The 24,701-nt window shown below is 66.9% G+C and carries 22 protein-coding genes; 8 read left to right on the top strand and 14 right to left on the bottom strand.

Features of this window, described 5'->3' with window-relative positions:
- Positions 1-43: 43 nt before the first annotated feature.
- A complete protein-coding gene (locus tag GXY47_05185; GenBank protein ID NLV30533.1) occupies positions 44-1,330 on the bottom strand; it encodes a nucleotide sugar dehydrogenase in 1,287 nt (428 codons plus the stop codon).
- Positions 1,331-1,564: 234 nt separating this feature from the next.
- On the opposite strand from GXY47_05185, the gene wecB reads away from it, so the two are divergent.
- Complete coding sequence (gene wecB, locus GXY47_05180) at positions 1,565-2,632, top strand: UDP-N-acetylglucosamine 2-epimerase (non-hydrolyzing) (GenBank protein NLV30532.1); 1,068 nt, start codon at positions 1,565-1,567, stop codon at positions 2,630-2,632.
- Between the two features lie 4 nt (positions 2,633-2,636).
- Here wecB and GXY47_05175 read toward each other — a convergent pair whose 3' ends face one another.
- Positions 2,637-3,620 (bottom strand): AAA family ATPase, encoded by a 984-nt coding sequence (locus tag GXY47_05175; GenBank protein NLV30531.1) that lies wholly within the window; start codon positions 3,618-3,620, stop codon positions 2,637-2,639.
- A 71-nt stretch (positions 3,621-3,691) separates the two neighbouring features.
- Here GXY47_05175 and GXY47_05170 point away from each other — a divergent pair, with 71 nt between their 5' ends.
- From GXY47_05170 to GXY47_05145, 6 genes are all read left to right on the top strand, one after another.
- Positions 3,692-5,479, top strand: coding sequence for a TIGR03790 family protein (locus GXY47_05170; protein ID NLV30530.1), 1,788 nt, complete (start codon positions 3,692-3,694; stop codon positions 5,477-5,479).
- Positions 5,480-5,717: 238 nt separating this feature from the next.
- On the top strand, positions 5,718-6,935 hold the full coding sequence (locus GXY47_05165; GenBank protein NLV30529.1) for an HlyD family efflux transporter periplasmic adaptor subunit: 1,218 nt from the start codon (positions 5,718-5,720) through the stop codon (positions 6,933-6,935).
- Positions 6,935-8,125, top strand: a complete 1,191-nt coding sequence (locus GXY47_05160) for an FtsX-like permease family protein (protein NLV30528.1) — start codon at positions 6,935-6,937, stop codon at positions 8,123-8,125. The genes GXY47_05165 and GXY47_05160 overlap by 1 nt, the downstream gene beginning before the upstream one ends.
- Positions 8,118-9,929, top strand: a complete 1,812-nt coding sequence (locus GXY47_05155; GenBank protein NLV30527.1) for a sulfatase-like hydrolase/transferase — start codon at positions 8,118-8,120, stop codon at positions 9,927-9,929. Before GXY47_05160 ends, GXY47_05155 begins: the two co-directional genes overlap by 8 nt.
- Before the next feature lie 107 nt (positions 9,930-10,036).
- Positions 10,037-11,389 (top strand): threonine synthase, encoded by a 1,353-nt coding sequence (thrC, locus tag GXY47_05150; protein NLV30526.1) that lies wholly within the window; start codon positions 10,037-10,039, stop codon positions 11,387-11,389.
- Positions 11,386-12,609 (top strand): cofactor-independent phosphoglycerate mutase, encoded by a 1,224-nt coding sequence (locus GXY47_05145; GenBank protein NLV30525.1) that lies wholly within the window; start codon positions 11,386-11,388, stop codon positions 12,607-12,609. The genes thrC and GXY47_05145 overlap by 4 nt, the downstream gene beginning before the upstream one ends.
- A 33-nt stretch (positions 12,610-12,642) precedes the next feature.
- On the opposite strand, the gene GXY47_05140 is transcribed toward GXY47_05145, so the two are convergent.
- From GXY47_05140 to GXY47_05095, 10 genes are all read right to left on the bottom strand, one after another.
- A complete protein-coding gene (locus tag GXY47_05140) occupies positions 12,643-12,984 on the bottom strand; it encodes a type II toxin-antitoxin system RelE/ParE family toxin (GenBank protein ID NLV30524.1) in 342 nt (113 codons plus the stop codon).
- 25 nt (positions 12,985-13,009) lie between these two features.
- Entirely contained in the window at positions 13,010-13,294 is a 285-nt protein-coding gene (locus tag GXY47_05135; protein NLV30523.1) for a type II toxin-antitoxin system Phd/YefM family antitoxin, read from the bottom strand.
- A gap of 106 nt (positions 13,295-13,400) precedes the next feature.
- The gene (locus GXY47_05130; GenBank protein NLV30522.1) at positions 13,401-13,958 is read right to left on the bottom strand and encodes a hypothetical protein; all 558 of its coding nucleotides are present in this window, start codon (positions 13,956-13,958) and stop codon (positions 13,401-13,403) included.
- 102 nt (positions 13,959-14,060) lie between these two features.
- On the bottom strand, positions 14,061-14,366 hold the full coding sequence (locus GXY47_05125) for a type II toxin-antitoxin system RelE/ParE family toxin (GenBank protein NLV30521.1): 306 nt from the start codon (positions 14,364-14,366) through the stop codon (positions 14,061-14,063).
- Positions 14,363-14,596 carry an addiction module protein gene (locus GXY47_05120; protein NLV30520.1) on the bottom strand — a complete coding sequence of 78 codons (234 nt, stop codon included), beginning with the start codon at positions 14,594-14,596 and terminating at the stop codon, positions 14,363-14,365. The genes GXY47_05125 and GXY47_05120 overlap by 4 nt, the downstream gene beginning before the upstream one ends.
- A gap of 189 nt (positions 14,597-14,785) precedes the next feature.
- A complete protein-coding gene (locus GXY47_05115; protein NLV30519.1) occupies positions 14,786-15,340 on the bottom strand; it encodes a nuclear transport factor 2 family protein in 555 nt (184 codons plus the stop codon).
- 204 nt (positions 15,341-15,544) lie between these two features.
- Entirely contained in the window at positions 15,545-16,420 is an 876-nt protein-coding gene (locus GXY47_05110) for an epoxyqueuosine reductase (protein NLV30518.1), read from the bottom strand.
- A 271-nt stretch (positions 16,421-16,691) separates the two neighbouring features.
- The gene (locus GXY47_05105) at positions 16,692-16,994 is read right to left on the bottom strand and encodes an XRE family transcriptional regulator (GenBank protein NLV30517.1); all 303 of its coding nucleotides are present in this window, start codon (positions 16,992-16,994) and stop codon (positions 16,692-16,694) included.
- A complete protein-coding gene (locus GXY47_05100; protein ID NLV30516.1) occupies positions 16,991-17,344 on the bottom strand; it encodes a type II toxin-antitoxin system RelE/ParE family toxin in 354 nt (117 codons plus the stop codon). The genes GXY47_05105 and GXY47_05100 overlap by 4 nt, the downstream gene beginning before the upstream one ends.
- An 87-nt stretch (positions 17,345-17,431) precedes the next feature.
- Positions 17,432-19,552: a CoA-binding protein gene (locus GXY47_05095; GenBank protein ID NLV30515.1), complete on the bottom strand. Its 2,121-nt coding sequence runs from the start codon at positions 19,550-19,552 to the stop codon at positions 17,432-17,434.
- A gap of 144 nt (positions 19,553-19,696) precedes the next feature.
- Here GXY47_05095 and GXY47_05090 point away from each other — a divergent pair, with 144 nt between their 5' ends.
- Positions 19,697-22,021 (top strand): UvrD-helicase domain-containing protein, encoded by a 2,325-nt coding sequence (locus tag GXY47_05090; GenBank protein NLV30514.1) that lies wholly within the window; start codon positions 19,697-19,699, stop codon positions 22,019-22,021.
- Here the strand turns inward: GXY47_05090 and GXY47_05085 are convergent.
- Positions 22,008-22,883: a deoxyribonuclease IV gene (locus tag GXY47_05085; protein NLV30513.1), complete on the bottom strand. Its 876-nt coding sequence runs from the start codon at positions 22,881-22,883 to the stop codon at positions 22,008-22,010. The genes GXY47_05090 and GXY47_05085 overlap by 14 nt on opposite strands.
- Positions 22,880-24,700, bottom strand: a complete 1,821-nt coding sequence (gene recQ / locus GXY47_05080) for a DNA helicase RecQ (protein NLV30512.1) — start codon at positions 24,698-24,700, stop codon at positions 22,880-22,882. Before recQ ends, GXY47_05085 begins: the two co-directional genes overlap by 4 nt.
- Between the last annotated feature and the right edge of the window lies 1 nt (position 24,701).

Below are 24,701 nucleotides of genomic sequence, written 5' to 3'. Positions count from 1 at the left end.
TCTGCCGGGATTCCATGGTTTCCATGGAATCCCGGCATTGGGTCTAGGCCTTCCAGACCTGCCCGGGGCGGGTGGGGATCCCGTCCATGGCGTTGCGGGCGTCGACGATGCAGTCGGCGTGCTCCGCCAGGTCCCGGTAGTTGACGGCCTCGTGCTGGGTGGAGATGAGGACCACGTCGAAGGCGCGGAGCGCCTCGGGGGTCCAGGCGATCGAGCGGGTGCCGGCCCAGTGCGAGTGCTCGCGCGAGGGGCGGATGACGGGGACGTGCGGGTCGTAGTAGCTGAGTTCGGCCCCGCGCCTCGAGAGCAGGTCCATCAGGACGTAGCTCGGGCTCTCGCGGTCGTCGTCCACGTCGGCCTTGTAGGCGATCCCCAGGATCAGCACCTTCGAACCGTTGAGCGCCTTGCGCCGGGAGTTGAGCGCCTCGGCCACCCGGTGCACCACGTAGTTGGGCATCGAGGTGTTGACCTCCCCCGCCAGCTCGATGAAGCGGGTGTTCTGGCCGTACTCGCGCGCCTTCCAGGTCAGGTAGAAGGGGTCGATCGGGATGCAGTGCCCTCCCAGCCCCGGCCCGGGGTAGAAGGGCATGAAGCCGAAGGGCTTGGTCTTGGCCGAGCGGATCACTTCCCAGATGTCGATGTCCATCGCCTCGTAGACCACCTTCAGCTCGTTGACCAGGGCGATGTTGACCGCGCGGAAGGTGTTTTCCAGCAGCTTGGTCGCTTCCGCCGCGCGGCAGCTCGACACCGGGACGATGGTCCGGATCGCCTTCCCGTACAGGGCGGAGGCCTTTTTGAGGCATTCCGGGGTATAGCCCCCCACCACCTTGGGGATCAGCGCCACCTTGCTGTCGGGGTTGCCCGGGTCTTCGCGCTCGGGGGAGAAGGCCAGGTGGAAATCCTCCCCCGCCTTCATCCCGGACCCTTCCTCCAGGACCGCGCGCAGGTCCTCGTCGGTGGTCCCGGGGTAGGTGGTCGATTCTAGCACCACCAGGCACCCCTTGGCCATGTGGGGGGCGATCGCCTTCCCAGTTTCGACGATGTAGCTGATGTCGGGCTCGCGGTTCTTGTTGAGGGGGGTCGGCACGCAGATGATCACGGCCTCGCTCTCCCGCACCCGGCTGAAATCGTCCGAGGCGCTGAAGGTCCCGGCCTTCACGACCGCGGCGATGTCGGCCGCCTCGATATGCTTGATGTAGCTCCTGCCCGCGTTACACGCCTCGACCTTGGCCCGGTCCACGTCGAGGCCCAGGACCTCGACCCCCGCCCGGGCGAACTGCAGCGACAGCGGCAACCCCACGTATCCCAATCCCACCACGGCTATCTTCATGAATGGTTCCTTTCCTATCAGTGCCTGGCCTGTAGTGCACGGCCAACGATCATATCGGCAGGAGCGCGTCCCGCATGCATTTTTTGCCCGCGTCCCGGCTTTCGGGCCGGTGGGGTATTGTAGCAACCCCGCAATGGAAATTGGAATCTATTACGGGCGGCCTTGGATTCGAAAGATCGTTCAAGTAAACTGCCTTCCGGTCCGAAAAGCCTGTCGAAAGCCAAAGGAGAAGGGATGAAGATACTTCACGTCGTCGGCGCGCGCCCCAATTTCATGAAGGTGGCGCCGGTCGAGGCGGCCCTGGCCCGCCGCGGCGGGGTCCGTCAGACGATCGTACACACGGGGCAGCACTACGACGCCGCCATGAGCGACGTCTTCTTCCGCCAGCTGGGGATCCCGGCCCCCGATTTCAACCTCGAGGTCGGCTCGGGGAGCCACGCCGGGCAGACGGCCGAAATCATGGTGCGGATCGAGCGGGTGATCCTCGACGTCCGCCCCGACCTGGTGCTCGTCTACGGGGACGTCAATTCCACCGTGGCCGCCGCCCTCGTTTGCGCCAAGCTCCTGGTCCCCGTCGGACACGTCGAGGCGGGGCTGCGCTCGTTCGACCGGACGATGCCCGAGGAGGTCAACCGCGTCCTGACCGACCGGGTGGCCGATCTCCTCTTCACCCCGTCGGCCGACGGCAACGAGAACCTGGTGCGGGAGGGGGTGGCGCCGGAGCGGATCCACCTGGTCGGCAACGTGATGATCGACACCCTGGTGCGCCTCCTGCCGCAGGCGGTCCCGCCCCCCCATGCCGACAAGAGCTACGCCCTGGCCACGCTCCACCGCCCGTCGAACGTGGACGACCCGGAGGGGCTCGGCGCCATCATCGGGGCGCTCAACCGGATCGCCGCCGAAATCGACATCGTCTTCCCCGTCCACCCCCGCACGCGCCGGATGCTGGGACAGATCGGGGGGCTCGAGCTTTCGGGCCGGCTGCGCCTGGCCGACCCGGCCGGCTACCTGGAGTTTCTGGGGCTGCAGCGGCACGCGGCCTTCATCATCACCGATTCCGGCGGCATCCAGGAAGAGAGCACCTACCTGGGAGTCCCCTGCCTGACCGTGCGCGAAAACACCGAGCGGCCCGTCACCGTGACCGTGGGGAGCAATATCCTGGTGGGGCGCGACATGGAGCGGCTCGAAGCCGAGGCGCGCAAGATCCTCGCGGGCGAGGCGAAATCGGGGTCGGTGCCCCCGCTCTGGGACGGGAAAGCGGGGGAGCGGATCGCGGAGGTGGTCTCCGGGGGGGCGCGGTAAGCCCCTACTGCGCCAGGCCCCTGTAGACCATGAAGAAGACCACCGCGATCAGGACGATGGCCGAGACGGCATAGGGGACCAGGCGGCGGAACCACCCCGATCTGAAACCGGCCGAATTTTCCTCCCCCCGCAGGCTCCGGGCGGCGCGGCGCACCAGGCGCGGCGTGATCGTGCCCGCCCGCTCCTGGTACCCCCCCAGCAGCGCCCGGTCGGTGATGAGGTTGATCAGGCGCGGGTAGCCGCCGGAGTGGCGCCAGATGGAGCGGAAAGCGCCGGTGCCGAAGCGGAGGCGGGGAGCGCCGCCGGCCACCGCGATCCGCCGCCGGATGTAGCGCTCGGTATCCTCCCGCGAAAGCGGCTTGGTCTCGAACCGGACGGAGATCCTCTGGTTGAGCTGCCGCAGCGTGGGGGACTTCAGTTTCCGGTCCAGTTCCAGCTGCCCCACGAAGATGATCTGCAGCAGTTTCTTCTTCGCCGTCTCGAGGTTCGACAAAAGCCGCATCTGCTCGAGCAGGCCGAGCGACATGTTCTGCGCCTCGTCGATGATGAGGACGGTGAAGATGTCCTCCTCCGCGCGCCGGGCCAGGAACATGTTGAGCCGGTCGAGCAGCTGCTTCTTGGTCATCCCCCGCATCCACTCGGTGTCGAAGATCCGCTCGAGGGGGTCGCCGGGTTGCTCCCCGGGCTCTTCCGGGCGCACCCCCAGGTCCTGCAGGATCGACTTCAGGATCTCGATCTCCGACAGCATCGGGTTCTGGATCAGGGCGGTGCGGATGTCCCTGCGCGCGAGCCTCTCGAGCAGGGCCCAGCAGAGGGTGGTCTTGCCGGTGCCGATGTCGCCGACCACCACCGCAAACCCCTCCCGGCGTTCGATGCTGTAAAGGATCTGCTCGATCGCCCCCTTGCTCCGCTGGTTCAGGAAGAGGAAGGAGGGGTCGGGGGTCAGGTTGAAGGCCGGTTCCCTGAGGCCGTAGAATTTCTCGTACATGAGATAACTCTATCGGCACCGGTGCGCGGAATCAATATTTTGAAAAAGCGGATTGTGCTATCATCGCCCCCATGATAGTTCGAATCCTGATTCTGCTCGTGTTATGCGTCCCTCCCCTGTGCGCGCAGACGGCCGACAACGTGCTCGTGGTCATGAACCAGGCCAGCCGCGATTCGATCCAGACGGGGCTCTATTACGCCGAAAAGCGCGGCATCCCCAAATCGAACGTGATCGCGGTCCGGACCACGGAAGGGGAGACCGTTTCGCGCGAGGATTTCGACCGCCAGATCGCCGCCCCCATAGGCACCTACCTGACACGGCAGGGGGCCCAGGACCGGATCCTGTACATCGTGCTGGCCCGGGGAATCCCCCTGCGGATCGAGGGGAGCGGGGGACCGACGGGAACCGCGGCGGGGGTAGACTCCGAACTGGCCCTCCTTTACCGCCGTTTGACGGGCGAGCAGGTCCGCTCGGAGGGGCCGGTGCCGAACCCCTACTTTCTGGGCGACGCCCCCCTGGAGGAGGCGAAACAGTTCCGGCACGCCGAACACGACATCTACCTGGTCAGCCGGCTCGACGGCTACAACCTGGAGGAGACCAGGGGATTGATCGACCGGGGGGCGGCCCCCTCCCGTGAGGGGAAGATCCTGCTCGACGCGAAGGGGACGCCCGATCAGAAGGGGGACGTCTGGCTCAAGGCGGCGGCCGACCGGCTGGCCGCCCTGGGGATGGGGGACCGGGTGGTGCTCGAGGAAACCGCCGAGGCGCTGACCGCCACCGGAAGGGCGCTGGGGTACTACTCCTGGGGCTCCAACGACCCCGCGGTGCGCCGGCGCCGGCTCGACTTCGACTTCGCCCCGGGCGCCCTGGCGGGCACCTTCGCGGGGGCCGACGGCCGTACCTTCGCCGAATCGGACCGGCCGTGGAGCCTGGCCGAAGCGGAGGGGCCGCCCACCCTGGCGGCCGATTTCATCCGCGGCGGCGTCACCGGCGTGGGCGCCCACGTCGCCGAACCCTTCCTCGAGGGGACGGTCCGGCCCGACATCCTCTTTCCGGCGTACGTCTCCGGCTTCAACCTGGTGGAATCGTTCTACCTGGCCACCCCTTACCTGGGCTGGCAGACCGTCATCGTGGGGGACCCGCTCTCGGCCCCATTCCGCACCGGCAGCCTCGCCGCCGCGGAGATCGACCGGGGACTCGACCCGCAGACCGAACTGCCGGCCGACTTCGGCCCCCGGCGCCTCAAGACCCTCTCCGCCCGGGCCTACTCGAGCCAGGGGATCCACCCGGAAACCACCCGGCTGACGATCCTGGCCGACGCGCGCATGCAGCGCCAGGACCGGGCCGGGGCCATCCAGGCGCTCGAGGAGGCCGTCGCGAGGGACGAGCGCCTGGCGGCGCCCCGCCTCCTCCTGGCGGGCCTTTACGAAACGGCCGGGGAGCACGACAAGGCCATCGCCCTCTACCGCCGGCTGCTCGAACTCGCCCCGGACAACGCCGTGGTCCTGAACAACCTGGCCTTCGCCCTGGCCGTGCGGAAGAACGACCTCGAGGAGGCGCTCCCGATGGCGGAAAAGGCCTACGCCCTGTCGAAGCAGAACCCGAGCGTGGCCGACACCCTGGGCTGGATCCACCACCTGATGGGGCAAAACGACCGGGCGGTCGAGCTGCTCGAAGAGGCGGTCCGGGGGCAGTCGCGCAATGCCGAACTCCACCTGCACTTCGCCATCGTCAGCGCCGAAACCGGTGACACGCTCGCGGCCGAGGTCGCCCTCCAGCGCGCGCTCGAGATCGACCCCAAGCTGGAGCAGCGGGAGGAGGTCCGGAAGCTCCGGCTGAAACTCCAGCCGGCGCCCTAGCCCGCATTATTCATGAGGGTACGTCGCGAGGCGGCGCAGGTGGGTGTGGATACAAGGCGCGAGCCGGGAGGATTCCGCAGGCGTACTCACAGTACGTCGAGGAATCCGACCAAGCGCAACGCGGTGGACATGCCCGATTGCACCGACGCAGCAGGAGCCTCATGAATAATGCGGGCTAGCTCCCGGTTTCACAAACGCCGCGGAATGCGGTAACCTTTGAGTTTTGCCCTGGAGCGGAATGCCGATGCGTAAAATCCTCATCCCGGCCGCCGTCGTGGTCCTCGTCGGCGCCGTCGTCGCGATGCTGCTCCTCGACCGGAACTCGGACGCCCCGCAGTACCAGACCGCCCGCGCGGCGCGCCACGATCTCCGGCTGGTGGTCAACACCAACGGCATCATCGAACCGGTGGACCGCAGCGAAGTCTATGCCCCCGTCGACGGGGTGGTGGCCGGGATCCCCGTGACGGAAGGGGCGCGGATCGCCCGCGGGCAGACGCTGGTCGAGCTGGAATCGGCCGAGACCCGCACGGCCCTCGCCGACGCCCGGACCGCGCTGCTGGAGGCGAGGCGGCAGGCCGAGCGGGTCGAAACCGGGCCGCCGGCGGAGGAGATCACGGTCGTCGAGGCCTCGATCGCGGAAGCCGCCCTCGCCCTCGAGCGCACCCAAAAGGATCTCGCCGTGGAGGAGGGCCTGCTGGCCAGGGGGGCCGTGACGCGGGCCTCGGTGGAGGCGCTTGCCAGGGAGAGGGACCGGCTCAGGCTGCGGATCGAGGGACTCGAGCGGCAGAGGCGGGACCTGGCCCATCGTTATTCGGCCCAGGAGAAGGAGTGGGAGCGGGCGAAGGTGCAGGAACTGGCCCGGCAGGTCGAATACCTGGAGCGGCAGATCGGGATGGAGTCGGTGCGGGCGCCGAGGGAGGGAGTGCTTTTCGCCCTCGAGGTCAAGCCGGGCGCCCATGTCGCCAGGGGCCAGCTCCTGGCCCGGATCAACCAGCCGGGCCGGGTGCGGCTCCGGGCCTACGTGGACGAGCCCGACCTCGGCAGGATCGCCGAGGGACAGCCGGCGCGGATCGAGTGGGACGGGCTGGCGGGCCGGCACTGGAACGGAGCGGTCGAAAAACCGGCCGAACAGGTGGTGGACCTCGACAACCGCACGGTCGGCTACGTCCTCTGCTCCATCGAGGGGGAGCCGAAGGAACTGATCCCCAACCTCAACGTGAAGGTCGAGATCACCACCGAACGGAAGCCGGGCGCGCTCACCGTCCCCCGCAGCGCCGTCTTCAGCCTGGACGGGAAGCGCGCGGTCCTGGTCCTGGAGGGGCCGAAGGCGGTCGTGCGCACGGTCCTCCCGGGCCTCGTCACCGCCGAGGAAATTGAAATTCTGGAGGGGGTCCGGGAGGGGGAGGTCGTGGTGACCAATCCGCTCGACCTGAATCCCGGCCGGCCGGCATCCTGATGAAGTCCGCGCTGCCTGTCTTCGAGATCCTCCGCACCGCGAGCCAGGCGCTCCTGCGCAACTGGGGGCGCGCGGTGCTGACGTCCCTCAGCATGGTCGTGGGCACCGCCTCGCTCGTGCTGGTCGTCATCGCCGGGATCAGCGGCCGGGCCTACACCCTGGAGCAGATCCAGGGAGTGGGGACGAACCTGATCTCCATCAACAACGAGTCGGCCCCCACCGCCGACCGCCTCAACCCGGGGGACGTCGAGGCGATCCGCAGCGAGGTCCCCGGGGTCGGGAGCGTGGCCCCCCTCGTCACCAGTTTCCCCACCCTGACGCTCGACGGGGTGTCGCGCCGTGTCACCCTGATCGGGACGACGCCCGAGTATCGCGAGGTGCGCAACCTGCGCCTGCTCGAGGGGACCTTCATCGACGACGACGACATGCGGCTGCGGAGCAAGGTGTGCGTGATCACCGAACCGTTCCACCGGCGCCTGGCGCGCGACCCCTTCTACGACGGCTCGATCACCCTGCACGGCATCCGCTTCGCCGTCGTCGGCATCTTCGGCGAAAGGGCCAACACCTTCGGGCAGACGGAGGTGAGCGAATACAGCGCCGTCATGCCGCTCCCCGTCGTCCGCTATTTCAAGCCGGACGACACGATCGACAGCATCTACGTCTCCGCCGAAAACATGGGGGTGGTCCCCGAAGTCACGGAGGAGATCGAGCGGCTGCTGATCGCCCGGCACCGCGACCAGGATTTCTACAGCGTCATCAACCTCGCCAGCATCCTGGAGGCCGCGGGGAAGATCAGCCTCGGCCTGACCCTGGTCCTCCTGGTGATCGCGGCCATCTCGCTGGTCGCGAGCGGCATCAGCATCATGAACATCATGCTCATCACCGTGACCGAGCGCACGCGCGAGATCGGGATCAAGAAGGCGATCGGCGCCCACCGCAAGGTACTGCTGACCGAGTTCCTGGTCGAGGCCCTGATCCTCAGCAGCGGCGGGGGCCTGGTGGGGATCCTCCTCGGGGTGGCCGCCCCCTTTTCCGTCCGCTTTTTCGCCCCCGACATCCGGATCCAGATCCCCGCCCTGGCCGTCGTCTTCGGTTTCGCCGTCACGCTGCTGGTGGGCCTGACCTTCGGCATGCTCCCCGCGCTGCGGGCCTCGCGCATGAACCCGGTGGAAGCGCTGCGCTATGAATAAAAAGCTCGCCTGGGGCTTTTTCGGCCTCTACCTCGCCCTCTTCGGGAGCTACTGCGGCCTGGAACTGGACACCTACGTCACCGACCTCCCCTTCTTCCAGGCGAGCACCCTGGTCCTTTTCCTCAACATCCTCTGCGTCGTCCTGGCGCCGGTCGCGGTCTACCTCCTCTTCGCCTCCATCCCGCGGCTCTGGCGCCGCCGCGCGGTCCGCGTCGCGGTGCGCACGCTCGGGGCCGTCTACTTTCACTTCATCCTCTTCCTGGCCGTCTACAAGTCGGTACGGAAGGTCGATTTCGATTTTTACTTCATGTGGTACAACCTCGCCGACACCCTCCCGGCGCTCTGGAAGCTCTTCGCCCCCTGGTTCCCGGTGGTCCTCCTCCTCATCGCCCTCTTCGCCCTCTTCCAGAAGCACGCCTACGCGCCGCTGGTGCGCCGGCTCGAGCACGCCCCGCGCTCCCTGGCCCTGGGGCTCGGGGGGGTCATCGCCCTCTCCGCCCTCAGCCAGGCGATGACGATCGATTCGGTCCGGGGCTCCGCTTCCGGGTTCGTCTATTCCAGTTTCCTCAGCGACCGGAGCCTGCGCGACGAATACGCCGCGCTCTACGGCCGCCATATCGAGCGCCTCCGGTCCGAGACGCCCCGACCCGGCGCCCGCTTCTCCCCCGGCGCGCTGGGGGACGCGGTCTTCGTCGTCAAGCAGGAGAGCTTGAGCGGCCTCCTGACCGGGTCCCGGGTCACGCCCGAGCTGATGCGGGCGGCGCGCGACGGCGTCCTCTTCCCCCGGACGTACGGCAACGCGGTCCAGAGCCTGCGCGGCTACGAATGCGTCCTCTGCGGGGTCCCGCCGGGCGCGGCCGGGGCGCTGGTGGACGAGTACGCGCCGGAGGAGATCGGGAAACTGACCTGCCTGCCGGAGGTGTTCCGCTCGCTCGGCTACCGCACCCTCTACTTCTTCGGCGGGAGCCACAACCCCCGCATCGTCCGGTTCGCCCGCTCGACCGGCTTCGACGAGGTGCTGTCCGACGAGATCATGCGGCCGGGGGACACCAGGTTCGACTGGGGTTACCGCGAGGACATCTTCTACCGCCGCGTCTTCGAGCACCTCGACACGCACTGCGCGGGGGAGAAGGTCTTCGTCTTCCTCGACACCGGAGCCACCAACCACACCCCCTTCGAAGTGCTCGACGAAGCGCTCCTGGACCGAATCCCCTACCCGGAACCGGAAACATTCGAGGAGAGGCTGTCGAACACCACCTTCGTGCAGGACGCCTATTTCGGGCTCTGCTACGACCTCTTCCGCGAGCGCTTCGGCGCGCGCGGGTCGCTCGTGGCCGTCAGCGACCACTCCTGGCCGATCCCGGCCCACGAAAACAACATCTACAACGAGCGCGGGGCCTGGGAGGAAAACTTCCTGATCTCGCTCCTCTTCGTCCCCCCGGGCGGGGACGGCCGCTTCGCCGCCGGCGCCGAGGTCCCGGAGCGCTTCAGCCAGATGGACCTGCTGCCGACCATGCTCGACCTGCTGGGGATGGAGCACGCGGGGCTGCTGGGGGAGTCGTTCGCCCCCTGGCTGCTCGTGGATGGGGCCCGGGCAAAACCCGCGAAGGCCAAGCTCTCGATCCAGCCCTACGGCGGGGGCTACATCTCGCTCGTGCGCTACCCGGAAAAGGTCCTCTTCGACGTGCTCGGGCGGGATGTCGCCGTCTACGACCTCGCCCGGGACCCCGGGGAGAGATCCCCCGCGGGAGGCGATCTCGAGGAATACCTCCCGCTGATCCGTTCCTTTTTCGCCCTCCCATAGCCATAACCCCTTCCCCGCCGATTTTGAGCGCGCTCTGCCTGTTTCGGCCCGGATTCGACTAGGGTATAATGGCCGGGTCAACTCTGGCGATCGTGTGGGAGACCGGAATGGATCCAATGCTGTATGCAAGCACCAACGGGCAGACGCCGAAGGTCGGCCTGGCCCAGGCCCTGATGCAGGGGCAGGCGCCCGACAAGGGCCTCTACCTGCCGGTCGCCATTCCGCGCTTCGCCCCCGGGGAACTCCGCTCGCTCCGCGACCGCTCCTACCCCGAAATCGCCGCCGCCGTCCTGGCCAAGTTCGCGTCCCGCACCTTCCCGCCGGAAACGCTCGAGGTCATGTGCCGCGAGGCCTACGACTTCGACGTCCCGATCGAGCGGGTGGACGACCGCCGCCATGTCCTGCGCCTCGACCGGGGCCCGACCGCCTCCTTCAAGGACTTCGCCGGGCGGATGATGGGGCAGATGTTCGGCCGGCTGCGCCGGGACACGCCGGGGCGGCTGGTGATCCTGACCGCCACGAGCGGGGACACCGGGAGCGCGGTCGCCCACGCCTTCTACCGGATCCCGAAGATCGAGGTCATGGTGCTCTTTCCCCCCGCCGAGGTCAGCCCGCGCCAGCGGAAGCAGATGACGACCCTCGGGGAGAACATCACCGCCGTGGGGGTCGAGGGGAAGTTCGACGACTGCCAGGCGCTGGTCAAGCAGGCGTTCACCGACCCGACCCTCGCCGGGGTGCAGCTGACCTCGGCCAATTCGATCAATATCGGGCGGCTGCTGCCGCAGATCGTCTACTACGTCTACGCCGCCGTCCGCCTCGCCCCCGAAGGCCCGATCCTCTTCTCCGTCCCCTCGGGCAACTTCGGCAACATGATGGGGGCGCTGCTGGCCGCGCGCATGGGGGTGCCGGTCGAGAGGATCATCGTCGCCACCAACCGGAACGACGAGGTGCCGCGCTTCATGGAGACCGGCAGGTACGAAAAAATCGTCCCGTCGCGCCACTGCATCTCCAACGCCATGAACGTGGGGCACCCGAGCAACTTCGCCCGAGTCTTCTCCCTCTTCGGGGGCTGGCTGGACGAGACGGGGACGGTCCGCCGGATGCCGGACATGGAGGGGATGAGGGAGCTGCTCTGGGCCTCGAGCGTCAGTGACGAGGAGACGCGCGAGACGATCCGGCGCGCCTGGCAGGAGCGCCGCCTGCTGCTCGAGCCGCACGGCGCGGTCGGCTGGCTCGGGCTGGAGCGCTACCTCGGCGCGCACCCCTCCTCCGCCGTCGCCGTCTGTGTCGAGACGGCGCACCCGGCCAAGTTTCCGGAAGAGATCGAGCGCCTGCTCGGCTTCACGCCCGAGGCGCCCCCGAGCCTGGCCGAACTGGAACAGAAGGACGAACGCTTCCTCACCATGCCGGCCGATTACGGGGCCTTTCACCGGCTGATCCTGGACACCTACCGCCCATGAAATACGTCATCTTTCTCGGCGACGGCATGGCCGACTACGCCGTCCCGGAACTCGGGGGGAAGACCCCGCTGATGGCCGCCCGCACGCCGGCGATGGACCGGATCGCGCGGGAGGGGCGCACCGGGCTCGTGGAGACGATCGCCCCCGGGATGCTGACCGGGTCGGCCATCGCCAACCTCGCCGTGCTCGGCTACGACGCCCGCGCCCTCTTCGAGGGGACCGAGGGGCGGGGGGTGCTCGAAGCCGCCAGCCTCGGCGTCGAGCTCGCCGATGACGACCTGGCGCTGCGGGTGAACCTGATCTGCATCGAGGATGAAAAGATCCGCAGCCACTCCGCCGGCCACATCCCGAGCAAAGACGCCCACCGGCTGATCCGCGACCTCGACGCCCACTTTGCCGACTGGCCCCTGCGCCTCCATCCCGGCCTCAGCTACCGCCACCTCCTGGTGGTCCCGGGCGGCGAGTTCCGGCTGGAGTGCTTCCCCCCCCACGACCACGTGGGAGTCCCCTACCGGGAGCTGGCGGTCCGGCCGATGACGCCCGCGGGGGAGGAAACGGCCGCGCTCCTGAACCGCCTGGTCGAGGAATCGAAAAAATTCCTCGCCGACCACCCGGTCAACCGGGGGCGCCGGGCGGAGGGGAAGCAGCCGGCCAACGCCCTCTGGCCCTGGGCCCCGGGCAAAAAGCCGATCATGCCGACCATCGAGGAGCGCTTCAGCGTGCGCGGCGCCGCGATCACGGCCGTCGACCTCATCAAGGGGCTCGCCATCTACGCGGGGATGACGCCGATCGCGGTGGAGGGGGCCACGGGCCTCTACGACACCAATTACGAGGGGAAGGCCCGGGCCGCACTCGAGGCGCTCGAGGAGGTCGACTTCGTCTACATCCACGTCGAGGCCGCCGACGAGGCGGGGCACGAGCGCGACCTCGAGCTCAAGATCCGCTGCATCGAGGACCTCGACCGGCGCCTGATCGGACCGGTCCTGGAAGGGCTCGAGCGGCGGGGGTGGGAGAGCACCGTGGCGGTCCTGCCCGACCACCCGACCCCCATCGCCACCGGCAACCACACCCGCGAGCCGGTGCCGGTCGCCATCCGCGCGCCGCGCCTCGCGCCCGACCCCGTCGTATGCTTCGACGAGGAGAGCGTCCGATCGGGCGCCCTCGGCCTGATGAAGGGGGCGCGCTTCATCGAGACCTTCTTCTCGGCGGGGAAATCCTAGACTGCGCGGATCCAGCCGGGATGATGCACCCGCTCATCCGCCCAACCGCCGCCTGATGAGCCTTTCCAGCAGCACATCCTCGATATTGCGGCGGGAATCGAGAACCGCCGTAACATACACCGTGGAATCGGCTATTCTATAAATAATTCGCCAGGGCAGCACGATGATCTCGCGATAGAGAGAGCTACCATGCAACTTCAATTCGGGCACAACCCTTCCGCGATCGGGAAAGGCATAAAGATCGGCCGCCTTCCCTTTGATTCTCTCCAGTATTCGCAGCGCCAGGGAGGGATTTTCCTGCGCCAGGTAATCCACCACCCGCTTCAGGTCTTCCTGCGCCGATGCCGTCCACTGAACAGAGTATTTGCGGGCCATCTTTCCCGATTTTTCCGCCACCGGATCACCGGCTAAGCATTTTTTTTACCGAATCTTCAATTGAGGCAAAGACTTCGTCCTGGGATCTGACCTTTCCATCCCTGATATCGGACTCTCCTTCGGCCATAAGCTTCAGGATCCCGATGGCGTTGCGCATGCTCTCATAGCTTTTGGGATCCTGCAGCACGGCACGGGGCTCCCCGTTTTGCGTGATGATCACGGGACGCTGCGTTTCATTGATCTGATCGAGAAGGTCTGCTGCCCGGGATTTCAGGTAGGTCACGGGTTTGATGTCGTCGATTATGTTCATCTTTCCCTCACGGTCTTAATAACGTACCCTATTCAGACCGGTTAAGCAAGATAATGACAGGAGGTGGGCACTGACTTCACCTCGCATTCAAGTCCGTTCACCCGGTTTAAGGTTTCGGCTCCGAATAGTGGTATTCGTACTTGCCGGTGAGGGAGACCGCCATGCACAAAAACGGCTTGCGGAATTTCAGGGTCTCCATCGGGCAATGCCACACCCCCCTGGGAATGACGACGGCGGTGGGCACCGAAAAGACGTGGTCCTCCTCCCTCCCCTTCTCCCCGATCTTGAAGTTGACCTCCGCGCCCAGGTCCCCGATGTCGCGCGGGTCGGAGCCGATGAAGTAGACGACCTCGTCGTGGTCGTGGACGTGCGGCTCCCGCGAGAGCCCCAGCGGGCCCGCCTCGAGCCCGAACGCGTAGATGATGTTGCAGGGGAAGCCGTTGAGGAGGTCGGCGCCGGCGGCGAACATCGACATCTCCCCCATCTTCCGGACCGGGAGGGGGACCAGGCATTTCCCGTAGCGCGTCTTCCCGTCGGACGTCTCCCGCGACACGCTCCCGAGGAGCACCCCCGAATCGGCGCCCGGGGCGGCCAGCGCCCCGGAAGCGGCCGCCGCGGCCCCGCCCGAAGCGATCGCTTTCATGACCTTTCGTCTTGTTATCATGGGCAGCTCCTTTATCGACAACCTAACCTGCGCGCATCGACTGCCCGGGAGCCCTTCATTTCAAGGAGCAACTTAAGCAGTCAAGGATCCCGCTATCGCTGATCACCGATCTTGTTGCGCCAGCCTTGACTTCCAGGCATCGGGATGACGCCGGAAATGCATTATGGCAACAACCAGAATGCAGTCATCGCGAATCTGATAAACGACTCCGTACGGGTATCGCCTTGTGCGACATCGGCGGGTACGGATGGATAGAGGCGTCCAGGCTCCAGGGAAATGAACGATTCTACCTATCGTCTGCTTCACCTCAGAAGCAAATTCAAATCCGAGCCCTTCACGCTGATCGTTATAAAAGTCAACTGCTTGACGGAGTTCGCTCTCCGCCGTTGAGAGGATCTGCACCTTCATTTCCGCGGCTCACGATTCAGACGGTCAAAAACCTCTTGCACCGATGAGGCTGAGAGATCTCCTCTTTCGTAAGCGTCAATACGGTCTTCTGTTTCGGCAGCCCATGCCGCATCGACATCCCGCCGATCAGGAAAATCAAAACTCGCCAGGATTTCCTCGACAAGGAGGGCGCGCTCCATTGGCGGCAAGTCAAGAGCCTCCGCCAGAATCCTGCTGCTCTTATCAGACATATGGCTTCTCCATGAATATCCATTCAGAATACCATTCCGGCAGACAAAGAAAAATTGGCGGCTATTTCATTTTCACTGCAAGACAAATCCGGCAGCAGTATTCATTGAAAATAATAGAGGGCCGGCGGCTTCCGGCATCGGACATGCGCCGAAGCGGCTGTCCGATGCCGGGGGCCGATCCTTTCCGTCTTACTTTTTCGGGTAGTATTCCAGCAGCGACTCGGGCATGCCCCCCTCGGTGAGAACAACACGGTTCTTGAGGAGCCACTTCCCGTCCTGCTTGACCAGCTCGGACCTTTCACGCCCGTACTCCGTGATCTTCCCCTCGGTGGTCACCAGTTCCGCCTTGATGCTGTGCCAGAGGAAGGTGGCGACGGCCTTGTCCCCGTCGACATCGATCTTCATGTTCGTCAGCATCATCTCCGACACCCCCTCCGGTATGGCGGCGGCCGCTTTCGGCTTTTCCCCGCCGCCGCCTTCTATCCCGGCGTACATCGCCTTGATCTCCTCGATGCCGCTGGCCACCATGCCGTTGACCTCGAGCCTGCCGTCGGCCGTGAAGAAGGAAGCGAAATCGTGCCCGCTGTCGGGCCTGAACTGCGCGTAGTAATCGATGAACATGTCCTCGATGGCCGTGCGCTCCACCAGCGTGGTCAACTCCGGCGGCGTGGCCTGAGGCGCCGGGCCGCAGCCGGCCACGAGCCCCAGGAGGGCCAGGATACCCAGAAACCCGATCTTTCTCATTTCTTATTCTCCTTGCATGAACATGTGATTAAAGGGAGCAAATTCCTGCCTGCGTCGACAACCGCAACGGTGCCAGGTTCACACTCTTGCCTATGGGAGCATTCTAGCCGAAGATCGGGGCCCTAAATATCGTTTTTTGCTCGTAATACTCTATTGCGCAGTCATGGGCGGCGACTGCCGATCGACGCGATTCCGGGGATTGGGCTACACCGGGATTCTCGATTCGCAGGGGACGCCGGTCTGGCAGAAGCCGCAGCCATATCCATCCAGGCCGTAGTGCTTGGCGGCGTACTCCGAGGTCGCGTTGCACTGCTTGAGGCACGCCATCTTGTCGTGGCCCGCCTTGGTGACGGCGCCGGCCGGGCACCGGGTCGCGCACACCCCGCACCCTCCCGTGGCGTAGAACAGGCAGTAGGCGTGATGGTCCTTGTAGGGACGGGGCGTCGCCGGGACCTCGATCCGGGCCACCACCGAACCGCAGCGCATGGCCTTCCCCTTCGCGGTGATCAGGCCGTCGCACAACCCGAAGGTCCCCAGGCCGCCGGCGTAGGCGGCGTGCCGCTCGGACCAGGTCGAAGCGATGCCGTACCGCTGCGATTGCTCCATCTTGTAGCTCTTGGTAAGCACGGGAACGACGGCGGGGTGGCCCGCTTCCGTGAGGGTTTCGGCCACGAACCGCCGCAGCCCCTCGTTGAACTCCTCGCCGTAGATCCGGGCCCGGATCCATTTCTGCGAAGGGTCGGTCTTCTGCCGGCGAAGGTCCGCTTTGATCGCTTCCGTGTGGGGGAGCACCCAGGAAATGACGGCCAGTTCGCCGGGTTTCACGGCGACGTCCGGGAACTCCCTGCCGAAAATCTCGAGCGGGGTGAGGTGAAAGGGCCCCACATGCTCCTTGAAGGACTCGAAGATCGGGTCGTCCCCCCGCGCGAAACCGACCAGCGGCTCGTCCCACGCCTTTTCGTTTTCCGCGTTCCGGATGGAGTTGGCCGGGGAATTCGCGACCCGCTCGACGATGAGAGACCGGATCCAGGCGGCGGGATCCTGATCGCCCCCCGGCGCGGCGAAGAGGTCGAAACTCATCTTCCCGGCCACGCCGGCCAGGGTGGAGGCTTTCAGAAATTCCCTTCTATCCAGCTTGGTCTTCATACCAGGCTCCTTTCGCAGGCTCCATTATCGCGCGCCGGGGGCGGAAAAGCCAGCCGTCCTCAAATCCGCCCATTCATGAAGGTTCCCGGGGAGGGAGGGATCCGCTGCCGTTTTCGTCCGGGGTTATGAGGCATTCAATCGATTTCCAACACCTATTTTGCTCGACGGGACGCCCCGGGATCGCCTGTTCTGATCGGCAGGTGATTCATGCCGCCGGACGAGGGAAATCCTCAAGCGTGATCACCAGGCGTTTGCCCACGATGGCCGCCGCCCTCTGCATGGTGTCGAGCTGAACGCTGCTGTTTTCGGGATCGAGGAAACGCGCGATCTGGGTGCGGCTGGTTTGCAGCCGGCGGGCCATTTCCGCTTTGGATATCTTCTGGGCCTTCATGGCCTCGGACAGCTGCCAGGCGATGACACGCTTTATGGCATGACCCGTCACCTCTTCGTAGATCCCTTTCTCTCTTAAAAAATCGTCGAAGGACGTCCCGATCGTTCGCCGCTTCATTTTTCTACCTCCTTCCTGCGTTTCAGGGCGATTGCCAGATCGGCGGCTGGAATCTTGCCCTTCTTTTTCACAAAGCCGTGGAGCAGGAGCATAGTCCCCTCGTGAAAACAGAACAGGATGCGCGCGATCCGGTTCCCCGTAATCGTGCTGCGAACCTCGAACAACCCTTGTCCCATCGGCCGACACACCGGCATGCCCACGGGCCAGCCAAATTCAACAGTCCGGACATCGGCGCCGATAATGCGCCGGTCCTCCGGGAGCAGTTCCTTCAGCCAATCGCGGACAGGCTCACTTCCCGTTTCCGTGCGAAAGAAGGCTGCCGGAACGATTTTTCTCGAGAACCGGGGCATTGGCAAACACCCGTATCACAAATGTACCTTATAAGGTACATTTTGTCAACCGGTCATCAAGCAGGACGCGCCTTGCTACCCGGGCGGCTATTTCCGGATCAGGATGCGCGCGTCGACCACCCGGGCGCCGTTCCCCTCGGGGAGGACGATGAGCGGGTTGATGTCCATCTCCTCGATCTCGGCGAAATCGGTGACCAGCTGCGACAGGCGCAGCAGCGCGTCGGCGATGGCGTCCATGTCCGACGCCGGCTCGCCTCGGAAGCCCTTGAGGAGCTTCGCCCCCCGGATCCCCCGGATCATGGTGCGGGCGTCGAGTTCGCGGATGGGGGCCAGGCGGAAGATCACGTCGCGGAAGACCTCGACGTAGATCCCGCCGAGGCCGAACATCAGGAGGGGCCCAAAGTGGGGGTCCCGCTTCATCCCCAGGATCGTCTCCTTCCCCCGGCCGACCATTTCCTGCACGAACACGCCCCAGATCCGCGCCTCGGGCTGCGCCGCCGCGACCTGCGCGGTCAGTTCCGCGTACGCGCCCCGCACCTCCTCCTCCGAATTCAGGTCGAGCCGCACCCCCCCCACGTCCACCTTGTGGACGATGTCGGGGGAGACGATCTTCAGCACCACCGGGAAGCCGATCTCCCGGGCGGCCGCGGCCGCCTCCGCGCCGTCCCGGACGAAGCGGGAGCGGGAAACGGGGAGTCCGTAGGCGCCCAGCACCGCGTGCGCCTCCGGCTCCGGCAGAAAACTTCGCCGCTCGCGCGCGGCCCCGGCGAGGATTTCCCGGACGACGTCGGGCCGCACGTCGTCGAACAGGCGCAGGCCCGCGTGCGGGCGCTTGCGCCAGCGGACGTAATGGGCCATGGCGCCCAGGGCGCGCGCGGCGTCCTCCGGGAAGCGGTAGTGCAGGACACCCGCCTCGTCCAGGAGCCGGAGCGGACGCTCGATGTCGCCCGTGGCCATGTAGACCGCGAAAAGGGGCTTGTCGGTCTCCCGCGCCGCGCCGGCGACCACGCGCGACATCGCGCCGAGATCGGTGTTCATCTGGGGGACGACGATGACGATCACCTCGTCGACCCCGTCGTCGTCGAGCACCGCGGCGAGCGCCTCCCGGTAGCGGGCCTCGTCGGCGTCCCCCACCAGGTCCACGGGGTTGCCGAGGCTCGCCGCCGGCGACATGTGCGGCCGCATCCGCGCCTCCGTCGCCGGGTTGAGCCGGGCCAGCTCCAGGCCGTGGCGGACGGCGGCGTCGGTGGCCATGATCCCCGGGCCCCCGGCGTTGGTCACGATGGCCAGCCGCTTCCCCCGCGGGAGCGGCCGGTGGGTGAAGGCCATCCCCAGGCGGAACAGCTCCTCGAGCGTCTCCACCCGGAGCACGCCGCACTGGGTGAAGAGGAGGTCGTAGGTCTCGTCCGACCCCGCCAGCGCCCCGGTGTGGGAGGCGGCGGCCTTGGCCCCCTCCTTGGTCCGCCCCGATTTCACCGCCAGGATCGGCTTCTTCTCCGAAACCCGCCGGGCCAGGTCGATGAACTCCTTCGGGTCCTCCAGGTCCTCCAGGTAGAGGAGGATGACGTCGGTGGCCTCGTCGTCCGCGAGGGCGGCCAGGACATGGTTTTCGTTGATATCGGCCTTGTTGCCGATCGAGATGAACTTCGAAAAGCCGATCTTCTCCTGGGCCGCGTGCTCCAGGGCGGCGACGCCCAGGGCACCGCTCTGGGAGACGAAGGCGATCCTCCCCGCCGCCGGGAAGCTGCGGGAGAAGGTGGCGTTGAGGGAGACGGCGGGGTCGGTGTTGATCACGCCGAAGCAGTTGGGCCCCACGACGGCGATGCCGTGCCGGCGCGCGACCTCCTGGAGACGGCGCTCCAGCGCCCCTCCTTCCCCGCCGATCTCCTTGAAGCCGGCGCTGATCACGATGGAGCCCCGGCAACCCTTGCGCCCCGCCTCCTCGAGCGTGTCGCAGACGGCGGCGGCGGGGACGACGATGACGGCCAGGTCGACGTCGTCGGGGACTTCGAGGATCGAGCCGTACGCCCGCACCCCCAGGACGCTCTTCACCCCGGGGTTGACGGGGTAGGCGCAGCCGCCGTAGCCGGCGTAGAGGAGGTTGGCGAAAACGGCGCGCCCGAGGCTCTGGGGCCGGGCGGTGGCGCCGATGACGGCGACGGAGCGGGGGGCGAAAATCGCTTTCAGCTTCTCGGCTTTGATCAGCATGGGTAACCCTCGGATGCAAGGATCGTGCGTCTTCCCGCGGAGAACGGGGCCGGGACCACTATAGCAAAGGGGCGGGCGGCGAAAAATCCAAAAACATCCGCCGCCGGGTTTGTCTATTCCGCGGCGGCTTGATAGCATTGCGCCATGGATATTCTGGGAGGGCTGAACCGGGAGCAGAGGCTCGCGGTGGAGCACGGGCAGGGCCCGGCGCTGGTGCTGGCGGGGGCGGGGAGCGGGAAGACGCGCGTCATCGCCTACCGGATCGCGTACCTGGTGCAGAACGGGGCCGTGCGGCCGGAAAACATTCTCGCGGTTACCTTTACCAACAAGGCGGCCAAGGAGATGCGGGAGCGGGTGCAGAAGCTCCTGGGGAGCGAGCGGAGCGCGGAACCGCTGATTTCGACCTTCCACTCCTTCTGCGTGCGCCTGCTCAGGCGGGAGATCCACCACCTCGGGTACAAGAGGGACTTTTCCATCTACGACACCGACGACCAGAAGCGGCTGATCAGGCAGACGCTCGAGGAAATGCAGAAACCCGATCTGGAACTCTCCCCGCGGGAAATCATCAGCCGGATCAGTTACGCCAAGAGCCACGGCGTGCCGCCGGAGCGCTTCGCCGCCCGCTTCCCGTCCGACAAGGCCGAGGACCTGGAGTACATCTACGACAAGTACAACACGCGGCTCAGGAGCACCAACTCGCTCGACTTCGACGACCTGCTCCTGAAATCGGTGGCGGTGCTGGAGCAGAACCCCGAGCTGGGAAAGTTCTACAGCGACTGGTACCGCTACATCCTCGTCGACGAGTACCAGGACACCAACCGCCCGCAGTACGACCTGCTCCGCCTGCTGACGACGGCACACCGGAACCTCTTCGTGGTGGGGGACGAGGACCAGTCGATCTACAAATTCCGCGGCGCCGACATCCAGAACATCCTGAAATTCGAGAAGGATTTCCCGGGTGCCCGGGTGATCAAGCTGGAGCAGAACTACCGTTCGACCGGCAACATCCTCCGGGCCGCCGGGACCGTGGTGGGGAACAACCGGGAGCGGAAGGGGAAGACGCTCTGGACCGAAAACGACGGCGGCGACCTGATCAGCTGCCGCTCGGCCGAGTCGCCGCGCGAGGAGGCCCGGCTGATCACGGGGCACATCAAGCAGATCCTGCGGGAAAACCCCGACTGGCGCCTGGCCGTCCTCTACCGCGCCAATTTCCTCTCGCGCAACTTCGAGGACGTCCTGACCGAGGAGGGGATCCCCTACGCCGTCGTCGGCAGCATCGCCTTCTTCAGCCGGATGGAGATCCGGGACCTGCTGGCCTACCTGCGCATCGTCTTCAATCCCGTGGACGACATCGCGCTCCTGCGCGTGCTCAACACCCCGCCGCGGGGGATCGGCGCGACCACGGTCGACACCCTGACCGCCTTCGCCCTCGAGCGGGGGATCCCGGTGCTCGAGGCGCTGCGGGAGAAGGTGCGGGACCCGCAGTTCCCGTCCCGGGCGGCGCGGGCGCTCGAGCGCTTCCTGGCGCTGGTCGACAAGTGGGCGGGGATGCAGGCGTCGAGCACGCTGGCCGGGATGCTGGAGGCCATCCTCGCCGACACCGGGTACCGGCAGATGCTGGAGCGGCAGGAGACGGCGCTCGAGGCCGAAAACCGGACCGGCAACATCGACGAACTGATCGCCGCGGCCGCCGAGTCGGAGGAGCGGGGGGAGACCATCGCCGAATTCCTCGACCGCGCCTCCCTCTCCTCGGAACTCGACCACCTCAACCCCAACGCCCGCGTGGCCCTCATGACCCTCCACAGCGCCAAGGGGCTCGAGTTCGACGTGGTGTTCCTGGCGGGGATGGAGGAGGGGCTCTTCCCCCACTCCCAGTCGAGCGGGTCGGACTCGGAGCTCGAGGAGGAGCGGCGGCTGTGCTACGTCGGGATCACGCGCGCCCGGCGCAAACTATTCGTCACCTGGACCCCCTTCCGCAAAACCTACGGGCCGGAGGTGGGCTTTCCCGCCCAGCCGTCCCGTTTCCTGAAGGAGATGCCGGCGGAGCTGGTGGAGGGGCTCGAAGACCTCGAAGAGGACGCCTACGATCAGACTCCGGCCCCCCGGGGACGCTTCAGGGAGCAGCCGGCCGGTTTCCGCACCGCGTTCGCGCGCAAACAGCCCGAGCCGTTCCGCAAAGCGGTTCCCTCCAGCCGCCCCGAACCGCTCCCGCAGCCGAAATCGATCGCCGAACTGAAGGAGTACCTGGCGGGCCAGAAGAAATCGGGAGGGGCGCCCCCCGCGCCCGCCGAAGGATCCAGGAGCGCCGCCGGGCTGCAGAGCGGGATGCGGGTGCGCCACGAGCAGTTCGGCGACGGCATCATCCTCCGCCGCGAACGGATGGGGAACGACTTCAAGCTGGTGATCACCTTCAGCCGCGTGGGCCGCAAGTCGCTGGTGGAGAAGTTCGCGAAACTCAAGGTCCTGTAGGGGGCTTTTTCCTCCGGCAGAGGGACTCTAGGGTCGCGAGGTTCCGCCGGTCCTCGGCAAGATCGGGCCCCTTGGGCGTTTCCAGGATCTTGGGGACCGCGAGGAAGCGGCGGTCGTTCAGGAGAAAACGAAAGGGCTCGAGGCCCAGGAACCCCTTCCCTATGTCGGCATGGCGGTCCACCCGGCTCCCCAGCTCCTTTTTGCTGTCGTTGACGTGAAACACCCGGATCCGGCCGATTCCGACCAGGCGGTCGAACTCCCGCATCACCGCGTCGTAGCCCTTTTTCGTCCGCAGGTCGTAGCCCGCGGCGAAGGCGTGGGCGGTGTCGAAGCAGACGCCCACCCGCTCGCGCTCCCCGACCCGCTCGAGGATGGAGGCCAGCTCCCCGAAGCTGCGCCCGAGGGTGCTTCCCTGCCCGGCGGTATTTTCCAGGAGCGGGACGACGGGACCCCCGACCTCCCCGAGCGCCCGGTCGAGCGCTTCGGCCACGCGCGCGCATCCTTCCCGCTCCCCCGTCCCCATGTGGGCTCCGGGGTGCAGCACCAGGAAGGGGACCCCCAGGAAATTGGCCCGCCCCATCTCTTCCATGAAGGCGCGGACCGATTTTTCGCGGAGCGCCCGGTCGGGGGAGGCGAGGTTGACCAGGTAGCTGTCGTGGGCCACCACCGGGTCGATGCCGGTCCGGGCCCGGGCCGTGGCGAAAAGCTCCCGTTCCTCCGCGGAAAGGGGGCGGGCGTCCCACCGGTTGCTGTTTTTGAGAAAGATCTGAAGGGTCCGGCAGCCGACACTCTCCCCGCGCTCGAAGGCCTTGTGGATCCCCCCGGCGATCGACATGTGCGCCCCGATGAGCGGCGGTCTCATCGCCCCACCCCCGGCCCCGTCTGGAGAGGGTCGTGCGCCCGGACCTCGGCGAGCACCCTCGCGCCGTACAGCTCGAGTTTCTTCGCGCCGATCCCGGTGACCTCGAGCAGCTCTTCGGGGGTCGCCGGTTTCTTCCGGGCCAGGTCGCGCAGCGTCGCGTCGCCGAAGACGATGTAGGCGGGGACCCCGGCCTCGGCCGCCAGCGTCCTGCGCAAGGCCCGCAGCCGCTCGAACAGCGCCCGGTCCACGCCGTCCCAGGAGTCCTTTTCCACCGCCGCCTTCGGCGCCCGCCGCGCCGCGGGCGCCGCGAGCAGGAGCGGGCGTTCCTCCCCCGCGAGCGCCCGGCGCCCCGGCGCGGTGAGCTTCAGCACCCCGTAATCGCCCACCCGCGCGAGGTATTCCTGCTCCACCAGCTGCTCGATCCAGTCCCGCACCGCCGGCCGGGTCTCCGCCTTCAGGATCCCGTACGTGGAGATCCGGTCGTGGCCGTTGGCCACGATCCTCTCCTCCCTGGAGCCGCAGAGGACGCCGGCCGTGTAATCGGCCCCGAAGCGCTCCCCCTGCCGCAGCACACTGGAGAGGATCTTCTGCGCCACGACGACCGGGTCGGCGACCCCCTCCACCTCCCCCAGGCAGATGTCGCAGGCGCCGCACGGCTCCATCCCCGGCGGCTGGCCGAAATAAGCGAGGATCGCCCGGTGGCGGCAGGAGACCCCCCGGCAGTAGCGCGACATCTGCCCCAGCTTCCCGAGTCCGTTCTCCACGGTCTGCGGTTCCGATTCCAGGATGATGCGCTTCCAGGTGACGTAGTCGGCGCCCGAGTGGAGGAGGACGCACTCGGCCTCGAGCCCGTCGCGCCCGGCGCGGCCGCTCTCCTGCTGGTAGTGTTCGAGCGACCTGGGCATGGCGGCGTGGACCACGTAGCGGACGTTCGATTTGTCGATCCCCATGCCGAAGGCGACGGTGGCGACGATGATGTCGGCCTCCTCCCGGATGAACGCGTTCTGGCTCCGGTGCCGCTCCTCGTCCGACATGCCGGCGTGATAGGCGGCCGCGCGATACCCCTGCCGCCGGAGGGTTTCGGTCAGCCGGTCGACGTCGGAGCGGCGGAGGCAGTAGACGATGCCCGATTCCCCGGCGTGCCGGTCGATGACGTCGCGCACCTGCCGCACCCCCTCGGTGCGCCGCCGCACGCGGTAGACCAGGTTGGGGCGGTCGAAGCTGCCGACCAGGACCTCCGGCTTGCCGAGCCCCAGTTGAGCGGCGATGTCGCCGCGCACCTGTTCGGTGGCCGTGGCCGTGTAGGCGCCGATGGGGACGCCGGGAAAGGCCATGCGCAGAATGCCGAGCCGGCGGTATTCGGGACGGAAATCGTGCCCCCACATGCTGACGCAGTGGGCCTCGTCGATGGCGATGGAGGACACCCCCAGGCCCTTGAGAAAATCGAGGAAACCGGGGGAGAGCAGCCGTTCGGGCGACACGTAGAGGAGCCGGAGCCCCCCCGCGCCCAGCTCCCGGGACACCCGGTCCTTTTCCCCCGCCGACAGGGTGCTGTCGAGCCGCCCGGAGGGGATGCCGCACCCGGCCAGGGCGTCGATCTGGTCCTTCATCAGGGAGATCAGGGGGGAGACCACCAGAGTCAGCCCGGGAAGGAGGAGGGCGGGCGCCTGGTAACAGAGGCTCTTCCCCCCGCCGGTCGGGAGCACCACGATCGAGTCCCTTCCCCGAACGACGCACTCCATCGCCTCGCGCTGCAGCGGGCGGAACCCGTCGTACCCCCAGTACCGCTTCAACACCTTCGCGATTTCATCCGTCATG

Source organism: Acidobacteriota bacterium, from assembly GCA_012729555.1.
Lineage (GTDB): Bacteria > Acidobacteriota > UBA6911 > UBA6911 > UBA6911 > UBA6911.
This window is presented reverse-complemented; position numbering and strand designations above follow the sequence as displayed.